This window comes from Pseudonocardia alaniniphila, from assembly GCF_022524485.1.
GTDB lineage: Bacteria > Actinomycetota > Actinomycetes > Mycobacteriales > Pseudonocardiaceae > Pseudonocardia > Pseudonocardia alaniniphila.
The window spans coordinates 1-18,960 of record NZ_JAKXMK010000055.1 but is presented as its reverse complement, the minus strand read 5'-3'; the positions used below and the strand labels follow the sequence as shown (position 1 = coordinate 18,960).

General features: G+C 66.0%; 14 protein-coding genes and 1 pseudogene. 6 read left to right on the top strand and 9 right to left on the bottom strand.

The genetic code is table 11. The features are described 5' to 3' along the window. Positions 1–190: 190 nt before the first annotated feature. Positions 191–1,540, bottom strand: coding sequence for an LLM class flavin-dependent oxidoreductase (locus tag MMF94_RS40810; protein WP_241042865.1), 1,350 nt, complete (start codon positions 1,538–1,540; stop codon positions 191–193). A 995-nt stretch (positions 1,541–2,535) separates the two neighbouring features. On the opposite strand from MMF94_RS40810, the gene MMF94_RS40805 reads away from it, so the two are divergent. From MMF94_RS40805 to MMF94_RS40780, 6 genes are all read left to right on the top strand, one after another. Next, positions 2,536–3,276 carry a DUF899 family protein gene (locus MMF94_RS40805; protein WP_241042864.1) on the top strand — a complete coding sequence of 247 codons (741 nt, stop codon included), beginning with the start codon at positions 2,536–2,538 and terminating at the stop codon, positions 3,274–3,276. Between the two features lie 1,057 nt (positions 3,277–4,333). Continuing rightward, positions 4,334–4,927, top strand: coding sequence for a TetR/AcrR family transcriptional regulator (locus MMF94_RS40800; protein WP_241042863.1), 594 nt, complete (start codon positions 4,334–4,336; stop codon positions 4,925–4,927). A 678-nt stretch (positions 4,928–5,605) separates the two neighbouring features. After that, positions 5,606–7,018 carry an MFS transporter gene (locus tag MMF94_RS40795; RefSeq protein WP_241042862.1) on the top strand — a complete coding sequence of 471 codons (1,413 nt, stop codon included), beginning with the start codon at positions 5,606–5,608 and terminating at the stop codon, positions 7,016–7,018. A gap of 33 nt (positions 7,019–7,051) precedes the next feature. Further along, positions 7,052–7,810: an SDR family NAD(P)-dependent oxidoreductase gene (locus tag MMF94_RS40790; protein WP_241042861.1), complete on the top strand. Its 759-nt coding sequence runs from the start codon at positions 7,052–7,054 to the stop codon at positions 7,808–7,810. 46 nt (positions 7,811–7,856) lie between these two features. Beyond that, the gene (locus MMF94_RS40785) at positions 7,857–8,885 is read left to right on the top strand and encodes an alpha/beta fold hydrolase (RefSeq protein WP_338104436.1); all 1,029 of its coding nucleotides are present in this window, start codon (positions 7,857–7,859) and stop codon (positions 8,883–8,885) included. 335 nt (positions 8,886–9,220) lie between these two features. Then, entirely contained in the window at positions 9,221–9,451 is a 231-nt protein-coding gene (locus MMF94_RS40780) for a hypothetical protein (protein ID WP_241042860.1), read from the top strand. A gap of 221 nt (positions 9,452–9,672) precedes the next feature. Here MMF94_RS40780 and MMF94_RS40775 read toward each other — a convergent pair whose 3' ends face one another. The 8 genes and pseudogenes from MMF94_RS40775 to MMF94_RS40735 form a co-directional block, all read right to left on the bottom strand. Further along, complete coding sequence (locus tag MMF94_RS40775; RefSeq protein WP_241042859.1) at positions 9,673–11,184, bottom strand: tripartite tricarboxylate transporter permease; 1,512 nt, start codon at positions 11,182–11,184, stop codon at positions 9,673–9,675. Between the two features lie 28 nt (positions 11,185–11,212). Further along, on the bottom strand, positions 11,213–11,695 hold the full coding sequence (locus tag MMF94_RS40770) for a tripartite tricarboxylate transporter TctB family protein (protein ID WP_241042858.1): 483 nt from the start codon (positions 11,693–11,695) through the stop codon (positions 11,213–11,215). Next, on the bottom strand, positions 11,696–12,730 hold the full coding sequence (locus MMF94_RS40765) for a Bug family tripartite tricarboxylate transporter substrate binding protein (RefSeq protein WP_241042857.1): 1,035 nt from the start codon (positions 12,728–12,730) through the stop codon (positions 11,696–11,698). It lies immediately after the preceding gene. A 1,044-nt stretch (positions 12,731–13,774) separates the two neighbouring features. Further along, positions 13,775–14,611 carry a mycofactocin-coupled SDR family oxidoreductase gene (locus MMF94_RS40760; protein WP_338104435.1) on the bottom strand — a complete coding sequence of 279 codons (837 nt, stop codon included), beginning with the start codon at positions 14,609–14,611 and terminating at the stop codon, positions 13,775–13,777. Between the two features lie 283 nt (positions 14,612–14,894). After that, positions 14,895–15,467: a hypothetical protein gene (locus MMF94_RS40755; RefSeq protein ID WP_241042856.1), complete on the bottom strand. Its 573-nt coding sequence runs from the start codon at positions 15,465–15,467 to the stop codon at positions 14,895–14,897. A gap of 720 nt (positions 15,468–16,187) precedes the next feature. Then, a pseudogene (locus MMF94_RS40745) lies at positions 16,188–16,985 on the bottom strand (IS5 family transposase). Between the two features lie 24 nt (positions 16,986–17,009). Further along, positions 17,010–17,270: a helix-turn-helix domain-containing protein gene (locus MMF94_RS40740; protein WP_241042855.1), complete on the bottom strand. Its 261-nt coding sequence runs from the start codon at positions 17,268–17,270 to the stop codon at positions 17,010–17,012. 460 nt (positions 17,271–17,730) lie between these two features. After that, a complete protein-coding gene (locus MMF94_RS40735; protein ID WP_241042854.1) occupies positions 17,731–18,789 on the bottom strand; it encodes an LLM class flavin-dependent oxidoreductase in 1,059 nt (352 codons plus the stop codon). Positions 18,790–18,960: the final 171 nt, after the last annotated feature.

Here is an 18,960-nt window from a genome sequence, read left to right as displayed (position 1 = left end):
TCGCACAGCACGGGCGATCGCACTGATCGAAAACGTGCTGGCAACCGGCAATCCCGATCGCCGCGCCCACGCCGCGCTCCTGACGGCCCACATGCGCGAGTCCCAGGACGCGGACGTGGTCGTCGGCGATGGATTCGTTGGCCTCCGTCGCGTGACCAGGCGCGGTGCTTCGTCCTCCGCGGGCTGACCCTTATTCCGCGGCCCGGCTTCGCCGGGATGCGTACTGGCTCGCCGGGCGGGGGATGCCGAGATGCTCGCGCAGCGTTCGCCCCTCGTACTCCGTGCGGAAGAGGCCGCGCCGCTGCAGCTCGGGCACGACGAGCTCGCAGAAGTCGTCAAGGGCGCCGGGGATGTATGGCGGCATGATCGTGAAGCCATCGCAGGCGCCCTTCAGGAACCATTCCTCCATGTAGTCGACAACCTGGTCCGGAGTACCCTTGATGACGTTCTTGCCGCGGGCGCCCGCAACGCGCATACCCAGCTGGCGGATCGTCAGGTTCTCCTTCCGCGCCATCGCGAGAATGCTGACGTAGTGGCCGCTGTCATTATCAGGAAGATCAGGGAGCGGCTCGTCGAAGGAATAGCCAGATAGGTCGATCTCGCCCAACATCGTCGACAAGATCTCACGCGCGACCATCGGATGGATGAATGACTGGAGGAGTTCGAAGTCAGCGTTGGCTTCTTTCTCCGTCGACCGAACGATGACACTCAGTCCTGGAAGGATCTTCATATGCTCAGGATCGCGACCATATTTCACCATCCGACGCTTCACGTCATCATAGTACTCTTTCGCATCCGAGATATTGAGGTGCGGACTGAAAGTTGCCTCGGCGAATTGAGCGGCGGTTTCCCGCCCGTCATTCGAGCCGCCTGCCTGCACTAGCAGCGGATAGCCCTGAAGCGGCCGCGGCACATTGAGCGGACCCCGGACCCGATAGCGCTCCGACTTGTGATTGAGAATATGGACCTTCGTGGGATCGAAATAGATTCCGGAGTCTTTGTTGCAGACGAAGGCGTCGTCGTCCCAGCTGTCCCATAATCCCAGCACGATTTTGACGACCTCGCGGGCGCGATCGTAGCGGTCGGCGTGCTCGTAAGCATGTTCTTGGCTGAAATTCCGCGCTTCCGCATCCTGCTGAGAGGTCACGATGTTCCAACCGGCGCGGCCGCCACTGATATGGTCCAGAGAGGCGAATTTACGCGCGATGTGGTAAGGCGCGTTCCAACTGGTCGAGGCGGTGGCGACGAGACCGATTTTCTCCGTCACCATCGCCAGGGCCGAGAGCAGCGTCAGCGGCTCGAAATGGGCGACAAACTGGACGGAGCGGCAGAGCGCCTCCATGTTCGCCTCGCGCATCGCATTGCCATCGGCGAGGAATATCAAGTCGAACTTCGCACGCTCGGCCGTTCGTGCGATGTCCACATAATGTTTGATATTGGTCGGAGCATCAGCTTCTGCCCGCGGATGCCGCCACGACGCCACGTGATGGCCGGTCGGATTATAGTAGGCTGCAAGCCTCATCTTATGGTCCGATTTCATGCAATTCTCTCCTTTCGACACCGTGATCACGATCGATCGCAGCGGCGGGATGAAGACTCGAACAACGCAACCCTCGCGTTCGCTCCACACCCGACCGCAAGGGCGCCGATGCTCAGGCTACCAGAACCTCATCACTTTCCATGAATCCACCGAGAAAGCGGGGTCATGTTCACGCGCTATGACATAAATTAGAGCGTAGGACCCGCAGGCGCGGGAGACTCACGTCATCCACTTTCAGGCCAACCGCGGAGGCCGTCAACGTGCCTGACCGAGCTGTTGAGACAACGTGGAGATCTATCGAAAACCCGCATATCTGCGCGCCCCTAGGGCCGATAGAGGCCCCACAGGGCTGACGCCTGCAGAGCAGGCCGGCGAGCTGCGTGCGTCCGGCATCCCCTTTGTTCCCTGCGACACGATAGGCGCGTGACACCAGTTGGCTGGGTCAGCGGGCGACCGCATGGGGAGCTGCAGCGTCGCCGCGCACGTCACGTATCCCCGCGTCGGGATGTGCCCGACCGGCACCCGCTCATGGCAGATGAGCGCCAAGGCCAGCACATACCAACGCCTGATCGGCATGAGCAGCGCCGACCACGGTGACTTCGTTCGCGACAGGTCACACCGACCGGGTGGCGCGAGAGTCGATCACGCGGTGTCCCCAGGCAGGACCCGGCAGCACGTAATGCGACATCGACGCCCGGCGCCCTACCGACGGCCGATGGTTCGGCCGAGTGAACTTCAAGATCACGGGACGTGTACGGCACAGAGGTTGCTGAGCACGTTGTCCATCCTTGTACCTGCGCACGCCCTACGGCGAGCGTGATTTCGACCGTTCCGTCGACGAGTTCGGCGGCGACCGCGGACATCGACAAGTCGAGCCAGCCATGCTGTCATGGCCGCACCAGCCATGGCACATGAAAACGTGAGCCGCCCGATGTCGAATCCCGTATAGCCCCGTTCGTCGGTGGGCAATAGCGCAATGAACGCAGGAGGCGATCGTGGACGAGCAAGCGCCCAGGCCGGCCCTCCCGCCTGTGGTGGACAGAAAGACCTGGCAGGAGGCGCGGGAAGCACTGTTCGCACGGGAGAAGGCGCACACCCGCGAAGGGGACGCGATCGCGGCGGCGCGGCGGCGGCTGCCGATGGTCGAGGTCGACGCCACCATCGAGGTCATCGGTCCTGACGGACCGACCACGATCCTCGACGTCTTCGAAGGCCGGAAGCAGCTCATCGCGTACTTCCACGCCTGGTGGCCCAGCCAACCCGCCGCGGAGCAATGCGAGGGCTGCACCTTCTTTAACAGCCAGGTCCGCGAGCTGTCCTACATCCACTCCCGCGACGCCACGTACGCCACGCTCTGCAAGGGCCCGTACGAGGAAAGCGTCCGCTACCGGGACTTCCTGGGCCTGGACATGCCGTGGTACTCGGTCGAGAGGACGGCGGCGCAACTCCTGGAGGGTCGCGACTGGCAGCGCCACCATCTCGTTTACTACATCCGCGACGGCGAGCGGGTGTTCGAGACCTACTACACCGGCGGTCGCGGCGTCGAGATCATGGCCCCCACCCACGGGCTGCTGGACATGACCGTCTACGGACGCCAGGAGACGTGGGAGGACTCCCCCGACGGTTGGCCCCAGCCCTGGAGTGAAGAGCACGGCCAGCACCACTGGCGTACGAACGGACGCCCCATCGCCCAGTGGTCCCGCATCGAAGCCGGCCGCTCCGACGAGCTGACCTAAGGATCAGCCGAGCAGCAACGGAGCGTCGTCGGCCGGGAACGCAGCACGTAGGAACGTGGGCGACGATTGTGCGCGCGCGGCCTGCAGCGAGTGAGGAGGGAGAGCAACCCTCGTTCGATCGTCACGGCCCGTTGCCAAGCTGCAGGGGCCCGGCGCTCCAGCCCGGGAGATCGACAAGATCTTCTCGGAGACCAAGTCGGCTGCCTGGTACAGGCGCTGAGAGCGAGGCTGACCGGCGGGACACCTTTCGCCGGTCACCGTCGCTCCTCGTTGTTGAGCGACTATCCACGACCCACAGACGGACCGGACGGCCCAGACACGGCCCGACCGGGGGCCATCCGTGCGCTCGGCGGTCGCTGGGTCATGAGTCAGGCGTAGGGCCGTCTCCGGGCGTCTCACCAGTGCCGCCAGCAACGTCGTGACCTCGACCGGACGGCCTCGACCCTCTCACTCGTAGCGGGTCGTGCCAGACGGTCCCGGGGTGATCACGCCGGCCACGCCCGGGCCGCCGTGTTCGGTGGTCTCCTGCCCATCCGCCCAGCAGTCGGGTCAGTCTTCATCGAGCGGCAGTGCGCTCGACGGCGCAACTCTGCCCGTGCATGCGCACCGGCGCTCCGCTGCCGCCGTTCCCGGGCTGGACGGCCGTCGACGCGACGATCGCGTGCCGCCACTCCTCAAGATCGTTGAGGGTCGCCAGGCTCGGGGGCTGACAGTTCGGACGTGCATACGCAGGCCCATTCATCAGCCGTCATCCTCCCGCAGCGGCGCCTGTCGTCTCCTATGCGGCGGGCGGGCGTGAACGTTTGTCCTGCGGGTTGCGCATTCGCCGAGCGACGACATACCGTAACGCTCGTTTCCGAAAGCTCCGGCGCGGCGAGAAGGACGACCACGACGTTCATCAACGTTCGACTTGGCCATGTCCTGCACCGTTGCCCACATACGGTGAGGTCACTGGTCAACTGACCGGGGCGCCGTCCTCACTGGTGGCCACGACCGGAAACCCAACCCGACTACGCGAGTTGAAATGATCGTTTCCATTACTGGTAGCGTTCCCCTCGTGGCGCGGACCAAGGCCTTCGACCCGGACGACGTACTCGAACGGGCGATGCAGACCTTTTGGTCGTATGGATACGAAGGAGCTACCACGCCCATCCTTGAGCGAGAGCTGGGCATCAACAGGTCCAGCCTGTACGGCACATTCGGCAGCAAGGTAGGCCTCTACCGACGGGCCCTGGAACGTTACTCCCGGACGTTGCCCGGGCCCGGCCGCTTCGGCGAGCCGGAGTCCGGTACGTCCGACGTGCGGCCCCTGCGCGACCAGGTGATGGAGCTGCTGTGGCAAGTGGCCGAGGCGGACCTCGATACGGACCGGCCTCGCGGATGCTTCGCCGGCAATGCCACCGTCGAGGTGGCCGCGCACGACGTGGAGGTGCAGCGACTCGTCTCGGGTTCGTTCGGCGGCGTCAGGACACGGCTGCGGGATCTCTTGCTGATGGCCCAGACGCAGGGTGCGCTCGACGCCGATGCGGACACGGATGCCCTGGCGAGCATGTTACTGGTGGTCACCGAGGGGTTGTCCCTCGTGGCTCGCGCGACCCGGGACCGCGAGCTGGTCGGTCAGGCCATCCGGGGTGCCGTCGCCGCCCTGTGAAGCGGCCGATCTTCGAGACCCGAATCGACAGTCCGCCTGACGTGACGGTGAGCCCGCCCGGGGAACCGGATGACTTCTGACTCATGAACGACATGACGGGGAGTGAACCTTCGTCCAGTCGGCAATCCGACGGGTTCTCACCTGCTCCGATCGCGTCCAAGAGATCGACCGATCACGACGGCAGGATCGGGAGAACGGGAAGAAATAAGACAAAGCACTGACTCGTTGAGATATGTCATCTCCGACTTGATGTCCGCAGGTCTACGAAATGTTTGGCCCGCGTGTTGCGCCCTCGCGGGCGGCCGCATACTGTAACGGCCGTTTCCGAAAGATCCGGCACGACGAAAAGGCGGAGGACGACGTTGATCGACGTTCGACCTGGCCGCCGCGGCTACGGGGAAGAACCCGGCGCGGCGGTGTCGATGCGACCGATAGCGCTGCACCAGCGAGGGCCAGTCGCTACTCGAGGCTCGTCCGGCATTCCGGCCACCGCGGTCAGGGTGAGTAGCTGGGAGGTGGAGGGGGGAACGGGCGGCAGGGGTGAATCCACGCCGGCTCGCGCGATTCCGCGTCGTGCTCCGTCAGGGGATGCGCATTATGGGTGAGGACCACCGCGCCGACACCGTTCGACCCTATGCCGCTATTCACCGTCCGATTCTCCGATCACGAGGGTCAGCCTTGATCGGTCAGTCCCGAAAGGGAGCCTTCCCGCTTCTCGGTGTCGTCCAGATCACGCTGATTGCGGCGATCACCATGCTCGCGGTGGCGTCGCCGTCCCTCCAACGCGACTTCGCCCTGTCGGCCGGAGACCTGGCACTGCTCAATTGTGCGTATGGCCTGTCCTTCAGTGGGTTGTTGCTACTCGGAGGCAATCTCGCCGACCAACTCCCGCGACGACGTTGCTTGCTGATCGCCCTGGGCGTGTTCATCCTCGGCAGCCTGGTGGTAGCCGCGTCGCCCAATCTGGTTGTGCTGCTGGTCGGCCGGCTGGTCGAGGGTGCCGGTGCGGCGCTGGCTGCGCCGACCGCGCTCGCCCTCGTCGAAACGATCTTCCCGCAGCCGGCGCGCCGTTCGGCCGCGGTGGCGCTCTGGGGCACTCTCGCGGCCTTCGGCGCCACCGCCGGCACGCTGGTCGGTGGCCTGACCTCGGGTTTCGGGTCGTGGCGGTGGATGTTCGTGGGATCGGCTCTCGTCATGGCAGGTGTGGCGGCGTTGGTTCCGAGGCTTCTGCCGAACGATGTCCCGCCGACCCAGGCCGCAAGGCTGGGCCTGCCTGGCACGGTGCTGACACTCGTCGGCATCGGCGGGCTGACCTACGGTCTCGTACAGGCCCCCGAGCATTCCTGGACGGCACCGCAGGTTCTCCTCGCGCTGGCGGTCGGCGTCATTGCGCTGGTCGGATTCTCGGCTCACGAGATCTGGTCGCCGCGGCCGTTGGTGCGATGGCCGATGTTCTCGTCGCCGGCGCAGATGGCCGGCCTGGTGCTGATTCTGGCCACCTCCGCCTCTACGACTGCGGTGTTCTACTTCTTCTCGCTGTATCTGCAACAGTTGCGTGGGTACTCCCCGCTGAGCACCACGGCAGCGTTCCTCCCGATCGGCCTGGTCCTCGTCCTGGTCGGAGCGCGCGTGGGCCGGCTGCTCGGCCGGTGGGGCGCAGGGAAAGTCCTGCCGGTCGGCGCGGCGTTCACTGGACTCGGACTACTCGTGCTCAGCCGAGTGGATCTCGACGCTCCGTACATCGGGTTGCCGTTGATCGGGCTGGTGCTCGTGCCCGCGGGTGCAAGCCTCTCGTTCGCCGGCGCCACGGTCGCCGCCGTGCGGGGCGTGGACACATCCGACGCAGGTCTGGCCGGAGGGGTGGTCAACCTGGCCATGGAGACGGGCCCGGTGATCGGCCTCGCCGTTCTCGTCTCGATCTCTGGTGCCCGCAGCACCGCGCTCCTGGGCCACACCAACCCCGCAGAGGCCGCCGTGGCCGGTCAGGGCCTGGCCTTCGCCGTGTGGGGAGCAGTCATGGTGATCGGCGCCGTGATCGCCGCCGTGGCGCTGTCACGTGCAGCCCCCGTGGCCGCCCCGTTCCATGAATGACTTCTTTTCGGCAACCGCAATAGGAGGATTTACATGTCGCATCGCTTCACCGGCAAGGTCGCGCTCATCACCGGCGGCAGCTCTGGAATCGGGCGGGCCACTGCCCAGGCGCTAGCGCGGGAAGGCGCCGCGGTATACGTGACCGGGCGCGACCTCGCAGCACTCGAGCAGACGGCCAAGTCGATCGCAGACGAGGGCGGGACGGTCGCAGCAATGGCTGGCGACGTGACTGTCGAGGACGACGTGCGAGCCGTGGTAACCGCGGCCGTCCGCCGTTTCGGCGCACTGGACGTCGCGGTCAACGCGGCCGGTGTCCTCGGTACCGTCGCGCCGCTGGCAGACGTCGACGAGCCGAGTTGGCAACGCATCATCGGCGCCAACCTCACCGGCGTCTTTCTCCCGATGAAGCATGAGATTGAGCGGATGCGCGGCCGGGGCGGATCAATTGTCAACGTAGCCTCGAACATTGGTGCGCATCGCCGCGCGCCCGGCGTCGGTCCCTATGTCGCAGCCAAGGCGGCGGTGAGCGCCCTGTCCCGTAACACCGCCCGGGAGTACATCGGCGACGGTATCCGTATCAACGCGGTCAGCCCAGGAGCGTCCGACACCACCATGTCCCTTTCTCCGGGCGAGACGCCCGACGATCGGGCGGCCCGGCTTGCGGACTCGGTACCGCTCGGGCGGGTCGGCTCGCTCGACGAGGTGGTTTCTGCGGTGCTCTGGCTCGCCTCCGACGAGTCCGGTTTCGCTGTGGGCCACGACCTGGTCGTCGACGGAGGAGTGACGGCCTGAATCACGGACCACGACATCCAGTATCGAATCGAGCTGAGGTAGCCGAATGAAAAGAATTCCAGTAGTGAAGTCCTACAGGATCATCGCTCTCATCCTCGCGTCGATGGCTCTCCTGGTGGGCACGGCCACGAGCGCAGGCGCTTGGAGTGGAAGTCCCGATCACAGTGTGGCCGCGGCACCGTCGCAATCGCCGTCTCCGAACTCACAGGTGGAACCGCCGCCGGGCTTCGCTTCGGAGTACGCGAACGTCAACGGGTTCCGGATGCACTACGTACGGGGCGGCACCGGCCCACCCGTCGTGTTGATTCATGGCTTCCCGGAGACCTGGAGTGAATGGAGAGATCAGCTCGGCCCACTGTCCGAGGAGCACACCGTGATCGCCGTCGATCTGCGTGGAGTCGGCAACTCAGAGGTCACCCAGGACGGCTACCAGACCGCGCAGATGGCACAGGACGTACGCGAGCTGCTGAAGCAGCTCGAGCTGCACAATGGTGTCCAGGTCGTAGGGCATGACATCGGCCTGTGGGTGGCCTATGCCTATGGCGCCCAGTGGCCCTTGGAGGTCCGCCGCATGGCCGTCATGGAAGCTCCGATTCCCGACGACAGCCTGTACAACTTCCCCGCCATCGAGGCCGACCCGAGCACGCCCTCGGTGTGGCACTTCGGAATGTTCCAGGAGCCGCTGGCGGAGCACCTCATTGCAGGCCGCGAGCGACCCTTCGTCGAAGACTTCATCGGGCAGTTCCTCGGCAACAAGTCGGCTTTCAGCGTAGCCGACTACGACTTCTACGCTCAGTACCTGAGGCAACCGGGCCGTACGGCCGCCTGGCTGAGCATGTATCGCGAGCTTCGCGAGGACGTCCGGCAGAACGAGAAGTTCCGGGCGGAGGGAAAGTTGCCGATGCCCATCCTCGCGATCGGCGGGGAGGCCTCGCTGGGAACGAAGATCGCCGATCAGTGGCGGCAGTACGCGGTGAACGTCGACGGCCAAGTGCTTCGAGGGTCGGGCCACTGGGTCACGAAGGAGAAGCCTCAGGAGCTGACCGCGATGCTGCGTTCGTTCTTGCAGCCGTAGATGCGGTGCAGGGCAAGAGCAGGCGGATAGGCAACGTGGTGACCGCACGTGCGGGCATCGGCGCCCGGCGGCCCGCGTTCGTCCGCGGCTGCCGGCAAGACCACCCCGCGATCGCCGCCGCCCATGCTGCTCATCCGTGTGCGAGGACGACCTCGAGCACCCGCTGGTCCGGGTGTGGACACCGCACCGTACGCACCCACCTCGTTCCCCACCGGAAGATGACCCTGAGGGGCTATGGCTGCTACGGACCGTGGAGATCATCCTGGCGGTGGTGCGGTCGCGACGGGCCCGAGCTCGCGCCACCTCCGCTCAGCGTCCAGAAGGGTTCACCGATCGTGCACATCGAGGTGCGGAACCGTCCTGCTGACGGTTCCGAGGACCACACTGAGGAAACGGGAGAGCGCGGACCCGCGATCGGCGGAGGGCGGGACCGCTCGGTCGAGGACGTCGACCTCATGGTCGCCGCGGGCGCGGTCGCGACGATGGACGAGCGCAGGCGCATCATCCGCGACGGGGCGGTCGCCGTCCGCGGCACCGACATCATCGCCGTCGGGAAGCTGAGCTGAGCGTTGGGACGCCGCACTACAGCCCCGCCATGATCAGCTCGAGGTCGGCGACCGGGACGGATCGGGCCGGAACCGACGGATCGACCGTTGTGTGAACATCGCGTCGCCGAGTGACATCGAGAGTCGAGAGTGGTCGACTGCGCTCCTCGTTCGGTCGGTCGGCCAGCTCGTCGAGCGTACGTCCGGCGTGGCGGGGGCCGGTCCCTCCGCGGTGCCGGTCCTCAGAACGGGACCTCCACCTTCCGGTTTCGCAGGCGACGGATCGTGGGGACGAGGGCGCCGCCGACCACGACGATCACGACGAGCGCCCACATCACGGCGGCGATGGGCGTGGAGACGAAGTACAGGGGGTCACCCGAACCGAGGTACAGGCCCTGCAGGAGGTACTTCTCGATCAGCGGGCCGAGCACCAGCCCCACCAGCATCGAGGCCAGGCTGAACCCGAGTTTGCGCAGCACGTAGCCGAGCACCCCGGCACCCAGGACGATGTAGATGTCGATCAGGTTGTTCTGGTAGCTGAACGCGCCGATCATCGCGATCACGATGATGAGCGGGATCAGCACGTAGCGCGGCGTCCGCAGCACCCGCACCCACATGCCAACCATCGGCAGGTTGAGGATGAGCAGCATCAGGTTCGCGACGTACATCGCCGCGACCACGGACCAGAAGATCTCCGGGTGCTGGGTGATGAGCAACGGGCCGGGCTGGATGCCCTGCACGACCATGGCCGAGACCATCAGGGCGAGCGTCGCGGAGAAAGGCAGGCCCAGCACAAGCACCGGGACGAGGCTCCCGATCGCCGCGGAGTTGTTGGACGCCTCCGGCCCGGCGATGCCTTCCACCGCACCCTTGCCGATCTCGTGGCGGTTCTTCGAGACCGCCTTCTCGATCCGGTAGGAGGTGAACGTCGACAGGGTCGCCGAGGGCACCGGCAACAGCCCGAAGATGAAACCGATGACCGACCCGCGGCCCCACGGGGCCCACGCCCGCCGCCACTCCTCGCGCGTCGGCAGGAGCTCGCGGAGCATGACGCGCATCGGCTTCCGCTCCCGGTCGGGGTCCTCGAGCATGAACAGGAGCTCGGACAGGCCGTACAGGCCGACGGCCACCGAGACCAGCGACAGGCCGAGCGACAGATCGGCCACCCCGAAGGTGAACCGGTTGTAGCTGGTGGCCTCCTCACGGCCGACCGTCCCCAGCGTCACACCGATGATCATCGGGAATAGGCCGGTGGCGAGGCTGCCGCCCGCGATGCGCGAGAGCGCGATCAGGCCGCCCGCCGTGAGGGCGAAGAACTCGGCCGGACCGAAGTCGAGCGCGACGTCCGACAGCAACGGCGCCATGGTTACCAGCAGCACGAGGCCGACCGTGCCTGCGACGAAGGAGCCGACCGCCATGATGCTCAGCGCGGCACCCGCCCGGCCCTTCTTGGCCATCTCGTGCCCGTCAAAAGTGGCCACGATCGCCGAGTCGTCGCCGGGGATGTTCAGCAGGACCGACGTGGTGGATCCGCCGTACTGGGCGCCGAGGTAGATGCCGGCGATCATGATGAGCCCGACGGCGGGCTCGTAGTTGAACGTGATCGGCAGGATGAGCGCTGCTCCGGCGACCGGCCCGAGACCGGGCAGGACGCCGATCAGGGTGCCGGCGAGCGCGCCGACGAGCGCCGCGAGCAGCAGTTGGGGGGTGATCGCCAGACCGAGGCCGTAGAGCAGCCCCTCGATGGAGTTCACGCACCACGCTCCGCGAGCTCGGGGGGCCTCACCAGAGGCCTTCCGGTAGCCGGATCAGGAGCATCTCGATGAAGAAGGCCGACACACCGACCCCGAGCACCGCGCCGTAGAGCGCGACCCGCCACCAGGGAAGCTCGCTCAGCACCCGGATCATCACGATCAGATAGAGCGTGGCGGCGAGGTACTGGCCGAGGATCGGCAGCAGCAGCGCGAACGCGAGGGTGCAGCCGGCGAAGACCAGGACGAGACGGAGCTGTTCCCCGCGGGGGAACTCGATGGGACCTGCCCCGTTCTCGCTGAGGACGGCCTCGAGCATCACGATGATGGAGATGACGGCGAACGCGATGCCGACCCCGCGCGGGAACAGCCCCGGTCCCGGCTGCGCGAGGCCGCCCGCCGGTATGAGGAACGACTCGGACGTGTATCCGATGGCCACCAGGAGGCCGACCGTCCCGATGAGGAGACGGCCGCGCCGCTGGGCGTCGGTGGGCATCGCCGATCGCAACTGCACCTAGCCCTCCGACAGCACGATCGCGGCCCGGCTGTCCTCGATGGCGCCCTGGATCCAGGCGTCGAGCTCGGGACCCGCCATCGGGTCGGCTAGATAGCCGTTGTCCTTGCACCACTTCGCCCAGTCGTCGCTCTTGGCGACTGTGAGGGCGGCCTCGACGAGCTCGCCGCGGACGGCGGGCGGAAGGCCCTTCGGTGCGACGGTGAGGTAGTCGGAGCTGAACGGGACGTCGAAGCCGGCGTCGCTGAAGGGCACTGCCCCTGGCAGGAACGCGTTGTAGGCGGCGTCGCCGGTGTGGGCGAGCGCGCGCAGCTCCCCGGCCTGGACGAGCCCGAGCTGGGCCGCCGCCGTCGGGATCGCCGCCTCGACCTGGCCGCCGAGGGTGGCGCGCACGGCCTCACCGGCGCCGCCGCTGAACGGGACGATGTTCAGGTCGATCCCGGCCTGCTTCTCCAGCGCGAGCAGCGCGAAGGTGTTGTTGGTGAGCCGGCCGGTCGTCCCGACGCGGATCTGGCCCGGCTTCTCCTTCGCCGCCCGGACGAAGTCATCGAGCGTCCGGAACGGGCCGTCGCCCTTGACTAGGAGCGCGTTCGGCGCCTCGACCATCTTGACGACGCTCGTGAAGTCACTTGGCTCCTTGTACGACAGCTGGTCGTTGACGAGGGGCTGCACGATGATGCCGCTCGCCGACGTCAGACCCAGCGTGTAACCGTCAGGAGCGGCTTCGAGGACCGAGGCGACGCCGATCGTCTCGTCCCCGCCGGGACGGTTCGTCACGGTGGCCCGGGTCCCCAGTTCGTCGGCCAACAGCCGGGAGAACTCCCGCCCGACCGGGTCGGTGGAGCCGCCCGGGTTGTACGGCACGACGTATTCGAAGTCCTGGGACGGGAAGTCCGCCGCCGACGCCGCGTCACCACCGGCGCCCGTCCCGGGGTTGTCACCTGCCGCGCTGCTGGAGTGGCCACAGGCCGACACGACCAGCACCGACACGGCCGCGATGACGACGGCGGCGAGACGCGTTCTGTTCCTGGCCAACGAGAAGACCTCCACAACGGTGTAGGGATCTGGACGCTGCGACTTCCGCTGATCCAGTACTGATGCTCGAAGCAGATGAGTGAACGCTCGTGCGCAACCGATTCGACGTGCGCCGACTCCATGGCCCCTGCTCGTCGTTGAGATGGCGGGGAACACGTGAGGGCGCTCCGGCAACGACAGACCGCACGCCCGCGGTCACCACCCATCGGGCGCTGACTGGCCATGCTTTTCATATGATGAACTTGTCTCAAATTTTGTGAACGGACACTATCCATCGGCCGTGAGGTCAGTCAAGAGCAAGTAACGGACACCGGGCACCGCAGCGTCCGCACCGCCCGATCGACATCGCCGGCGAGCAGGGCTCGGATCACGTGAATGCTCGTCCGCAGTCGCCGGCCCGGGCTCCGGGCGGTTCGAGGACGGGTTGGTGGGCAGTTCGAGCCGATGCCGCGGGCACCGGGGAGCCGCGCACGATTCTGGTACCACTGCGTCGAGCGCGACTCCGGTGAAAGCGATCTTCAGGCCCCCGGCCAGCGGAATCCGAGCACGCCGGCGGCGTGGTCCAGGAAACATCGCCGGGTTGCCGTTAGCGCCACCTAGTGGCTCGACACGCTGGGCCGACTACTACATGCCCACTCGGTGCGGCTGTCCCATAATTTCCATGGAAGGTGCCGAGCACACGGTGCTGCTGGGTCTCGGGGCGCTACGGGCAGCGTGAGGTTTGCTACTGCCGCTGGACATCTATGCCTGGCGCCCCGCCTCAGTTCGCCGCGCGAACGCCGACACGAACGACTCCTGCACAAGGTCGTACTTGTCTCCCAGGGAAGCAAACGTCGAGGTCGCTCCCAGCGGGCTAGTGCTCTGCGGCCGTCGCGCACCCACGTGCCCCGCGCTACCTCCCACTCCGTACCGGACTCAACGTGTATGTACCGACACGCGCCAACCCGCCGTTCTAGGCTGCCGCCAGGTAGCCGTGCGTCCCCGGTGCTCGCGGGATCCCCAGAAAGGCCTGTTCGTGCTGCGGGTATCGCGCGGTTGGGATGGTCACCGCTGGAGGTATCCGGCATCCACGGGCAGCGACGCCCCTGTGATATAGCGGCCCTCCTCGGAGGAGAGGGATATGATTGCGTTTGAGATGTCCACCGGCTCGACCATCTCCACCGGCAGGGCATTCTGTAGGTTGAACGAGCTGCCGCCGCGGGCCAGCACCTTCGCCATGAAGTCGTTGACGATCATCGGCGTGTTGACGCCAGTGGGGTGCACGGTGTTGACGCGGATGAAGTGTGGGGCCAGCTCGTTGACGAGTGTGCGCATTAATCCGACCAGGCCGTGCTTGGCCGACACGTAGTGGGCCGCGCTGGGGAAACCCTTGAGGCCCGCGGTTGAGCTGGTGATGATGATCGAGCCGCCGTTGCCGGCCTGGATCATTGCCGGCACCGCCGCCTTCACGGTCTTCCACACCCCGGTGAGGTTGACCGCGATCATCTCCTCCCACTGGTCCTCGGTCATCGTCCAGGTGTTCTTGGCGAACCCGGCGATCCCGGCGTTGGCGCACACCACGTCCAGGCGGCCGAACTCACGCACCCCCTCATCAACAAGGGCTTGTAGGGCCGCCGAGTCGCGTACGTCCGCCTCACTCGCAATGATCCGGCGATCGAGCCCCTCCACGAGCTTGACTGTCTCCGCGAGGTCCTCCGGCACCGCCATCGGGTATGGCACGGTGTCGAGCTGGCGGCAGACGTCGAACGCGATGATGTCGGCGCCCTCTTGCGCGAGCCGCACCGCGTGCGATCGGCCCTGCCCTCGCGCCGCGCCCGAAACCAGAGCGACCTTGCCGTGAAGTCGTTGTGACATGCGAATCGTCCCCATTGTCGTGGTCAACTAGCGCCCCCGTAGAATTGACTTGTTGAGCCGCGCCCTCGTCCTGGCCGCCAGGTGACAGGAGCATCTCGATACCGCGTGCGACGACGGTCTCGGCGACTGCGCTGAGATCAAACACTGCCGGTTCGGTCGGCCCGACAGGAACGCAGTTTCGACACCACTGTGACGACCACTCAAAGTTGGCCGAAGTCAGGATGAACATTGGGCACCTCGGGGCCGTAAATGGAATACGGGAGCCGTGTCACGTGCCATGTGGGATCACAAGGATTCCCGGACACGCGCCTTAGGCCCCGTCACCGGAACCCCTCGAATGCCCGTCGAGCACGTGGAATTCCTCGGCGACGCGGGGTACGCCGTCCGCAGTGCTGAAACTTGGCGGCACCTGTGGTCGGTGCACCGTTGCCCCAAGCTTGGTGAGTGCGAGCGTGTCGTGGAATCGGCGCGTGTCGCCATCGTCCACGCCCAGACCGGCCCCTGTGCGTGCCATCCGGTGAGCAGGCAGTCCCTCACCTGCGCGGACCTGCGATGGAACTCTCTCATCGCTACGGGGCAGTTCCGCCGGGCCGCGCAGGGCCGCCGGAAAGTTCGGCGGGGTGAGCCAGGGACAAGCCATGGTCTCGACGCGGAAGGTGAGGCCGAACCGGTCGACGCGGATGGGCGCCACCGCCTGCGCGCCCCGTACAAGGTCGGGCTCGAGCAGGGAGACTCCCGTCACGCCAGCCTCCTTCGTGAACAGCAGCGACAGACCCATGAACGCTCGTAGAACTTGGATCAGTTCTTGCTTGGTACGCGGCGCGCTCGTCACGGGACGAGGCGTCTGCGCCACAGCGAGACTACTGATACGGACGCTGGTCATGCTGTCAGAATTTTAAGCTGTCCAGCTGTCGATTGTTTGACGAAGTTGACGAGTCTGAGCCTCGGGTCGAGATGCCGACGCCGTCTGACCGTATGCCTGCTCGAACACGGGCGCTAAATAAATCCACTTCGAGAATCCGATTTCAATCTCCAGAGCAGTCGAGTTGCGGGTAGTTTCCAAACCGCGTGATGCGCCCAACTTGAGATAAGTTGTAACTAGTACCGATAGTGGGGCACTCCCTCGAGTTACCGGGATGACTGGAGGGGAATCGAATTTGATCAACGCGATTCGGCGAGCATTCATCAACGATCCCGGTTCGCCGAGGTGACCAACGTCGCGCGGTCAATCAGCTTCCGACGCTCGAGCTGCCGCTCGTGGCTGAGAGGTGCGATCACCGAGAACGCAACGCAGCAACGAGATGGTCAGGGATTCCGCTTCGAAAGTTTCGGCGAACTGATCACGCAAGTGGCAGCAGGCAGCTTGTGAGCGACGCGGTTAGACGTATGGGGGCCGGCGCCTCGCTCGTAAGTTGGCGCGGGTCACCGCCGCAGTCGGTGGCGGTGAACGACCGCGGCCTCAGGCGGGTCCAGATACAGCCCGGCGATGTCGTAGACCTTCTCCACGAACAACAGGTCATTGGACAGCTTGAACCCGTCGTCCCGGTGCGGCTTGAGCTCGAACGCCTTCCAGATCCGGCCGATCGTGGACTTAGAGCTCGTTTCAGAATGATCTCGTGAGCCGGCGGTGGCAGATCAGGGCGCAAGCGAGTTGGAGTAGGCCGAGGTGGGTGTCCGGGCGGCGCTCGTAGCGCGTGCGCAAGCGCTTGAACGCGTGGAGCCAGGCGAAACCGCGTTTGACAGCCAAGCGGATCTTTCCCAGTCCGGAGCCGTGTGCGACGCCTCGGTGGGCGATACGAGGGGTGATGCCGCGTTCTCGGAGCAGGCGACGGTACTTGTCGAAGTCGTAGCCGCGATCGGCGAACAGCGCTCGCGGTTTGTGTCGGGGCCGGCCGCGGATCGGCGGGACGGCGTCCCAGTAGTGGCAGAAGCTGGGTGACGTCGTGGCGGTTGCCGCCGGTCAGCGTGACTGCGAGCGGGATGCCGTGAGAGTCGACGATCAAGTGGTGTTTCGAGCCGGGATGGCGGCGGTTGACCGGGGACGGGCCGACGTGGTCCCCCCTTTGAGCGCGTGCACGTGTGAGGCGTCCACCGAGCATCGGTCCAGGTCGAGCTGCCCTGCTGCGCGGAGTTCGGCGAGGAGGAGCTCATGCAGGACAGGCCAGACGCCGGCCTCGGTCCAGTCCCGCACTCGTCGCCAGCACGTGACCCCGGAACAGCTGAGGAGATCGCGCGGAAGCTCGTTCCAGGTAATGCCCGTCTTGAGCACGAACACGATGCCAGCCAGGGCGGCACGGTCGTCGACAGGCTTGCGGCCGGGGAAGCGGTGGCGCCGCGGCGGGCCAGCCGTCAGCAGTGGCCCCACTCGCTCCCACGGTGAGTCCGGGACAAGATCCTTCAACCACCTGCCGCAGCCTGGCGGAGATCATCTGCCGTCCACAGCGGACACGCCGACGTCATTCTGAAATGACCTCTTACTCAGCCCGACCCGTTCGGCCATCTTCGCCCGACTCCAGTGCGTCGCATTGGCCGGCGTGGACTCCAGCGTGGCGACCAGCACGTCCTCGACCTGGTCGACGGTGACCGTGGCCGGACGCCCCGGCCGGGCCTCGTCGGTCAGCCCATCGAGTGGCGAGGCCACGAACCGGGCCCGCCATTTCCCGACCGTGGCCGCCGCGCGGCCCAACTGTGCCGCAACCGCCTTGTTCTCGGCCCTATCCGCGCAGGCCTACACAATCTTCGAGCGCAGCGCCAACGCCTGCGCCGACTTCGCCCATCGCGCCCAACGCACCAGCTGAGCACGCTCCTCGACGGTCAACACCAACTCGGCCTTAGGGCGTCCAGTTCGCGGCATATCCAAGCCTACGACTTATCAAGCGAATTTCTGGCGCAAGACACCAAACCTGAACTCGTTGAGCTCCTTCTCCATCGTGGCGTAGTCGACGCCCTTCCAGCCCTCATGTGAACTTGAACCCTGTGCTCGAACTTTGAGCGTCGCCAGATGTCGAGGATGCCCGCCGGCAGTTGCAGCACGATCAAGGCAGATCGGCAGGTCAACAGCGGCGGCCCCCCACCGGAAATCAAGACACTCGAGGTGACATTGCCTGCTACACGCCGCCCGTTCGGCAACGGCACAGTCTCAGCCCTTATGTGCACGATGGACAGCGATTGTCGTCCCACACGGTCGAGGGCAGTTCACGCCGCACTACCGGCATCACCTCGGCGGCGAACAACTCGAGCACGGCGCGCGAGTCGGCGAGACTCAGCGCGTCGACGGACAGCGCGAGCAGCTCGTGCCGAAATGATGCGTGGTAGTCGGCGATCTTGTCGATCACCTGTTGCGGGCTGCCCACCAGCGCCGAGCCGCCGTCGATGATCTCCTCGACCGTCCGATAGGGCGATCCGTGCCGCTGGTGGAGCGCCGACCGAGCCCTCGCGTCGAAGTAGGGTCGGTACCCCTCGACAGCGGCCTGCGACGTCGGCGCCACGAAGATGCCGTCCGCCCCAGAACCCACCAGCGCATCGGCCGGGTCCCGCCCATGGGCTACCCAGCGCTCGCGGTAATGGTCGACCAGGTCGGCATAGCGCTTCTTCGGATGGAAAAGGTTGGCGGTGAACAACGGGTCGCCGAAGCGAGCGGCCAGCTCGGTGGACTCCGGGCTCGAGCTGCTGCCGTGCCAGATCGGTATCGACGACCTGAAGGGCCGAGGGAGGACGGTCACCCCCTGCAGCGGCGGCCGGAACTCCCCTGACCAGGTCACGTCGCATTCGCGCAGCAACCGGTGCAGCAGCACGAACTTCTCCTCCTGGTACTCCCACCTGCGGTCGGCATCCAAACCGAAGAGGGGGTAGTCCCGCGCATCGTTGCCCTTGCCGATCATGAGCTCCAGACGGCCGCCGCTGAGTTGGTCGAGCGTGGCGTAGTCCTCAGCCACCCGCACCGGGTCAAGCAGGCTGATCACGGTGACCGTGCTGAGCAACCTCATTCGCCGGGTGTGCTCGGCGACCGCAGCGAGCACCACCGGCGGAGCCGTCGAGAGATACGGTTCGCTGTGCCGTTCTCCCACGCCGTACGCGTCGAACCCGAGCTGCTCGGCGAACACGGCCTCGTCGATCACCTGCCGAAACCGCTCGTGAGGGGTCCATTCTGCGCTTGAGACCGCCTCCAGGGCATTTTTTATCAGCGAGAACAATGCGAACTTCATCGAACCCTTCCTGAGCTGTTCCTCCGGATCGAGGGTGCATTCAGCACCGCGACTCGACGTAATGACTGGCTTCAGCTTGCTGACTGTTGCCACCCTAAGCGATGTCTCGTAACTGATCTTGAGGCTGGTGGCGGTGCCGGTCTCGGGTCAGTGGCTCAGGGCGATGTTGTG

Excerpts from the sequence above, each read along its gene's own strand:
- MMF94_RS40790 (WP_241042861.1), top strand. The coding sequence starts at position 7,052 with ATGTCGCATCGCTTCACCGGCAAGGTCGCGCTCATCACCGGCGGCAGC.
- MMF94_RS40735 (WP_241042854.1), bottom strand. The coding sequence starts at position 18,789 with ATGAAGTTCGCATTGTTCTCGCTGATAAAAAATGCCCTGGAGGCGGTC.
- MMF94_RS40785 (WP_338104436.1), top strand. The coding sequence starts at position 7,857 with ATGAAAAGAATTCCAGTAGTGAAGTCCTACAGGATCATCGCTCTCATC.
- MMF94_RS40755 (WP_241042856.1), bottom strand. The coding sequence starts at position 15,467 with ATGACCAGCGTCCGTATCAGTAGTCTCGCTGTGGCGCAGACGCCTCGT.
- MMF94_RS40810 (WP_241042865.1), bottom strand. The coding sequence starts at position 1,540 with ATGAAATCGGACCATAAGATGAGGCTTGCAGCCTACTATAATCCGACC.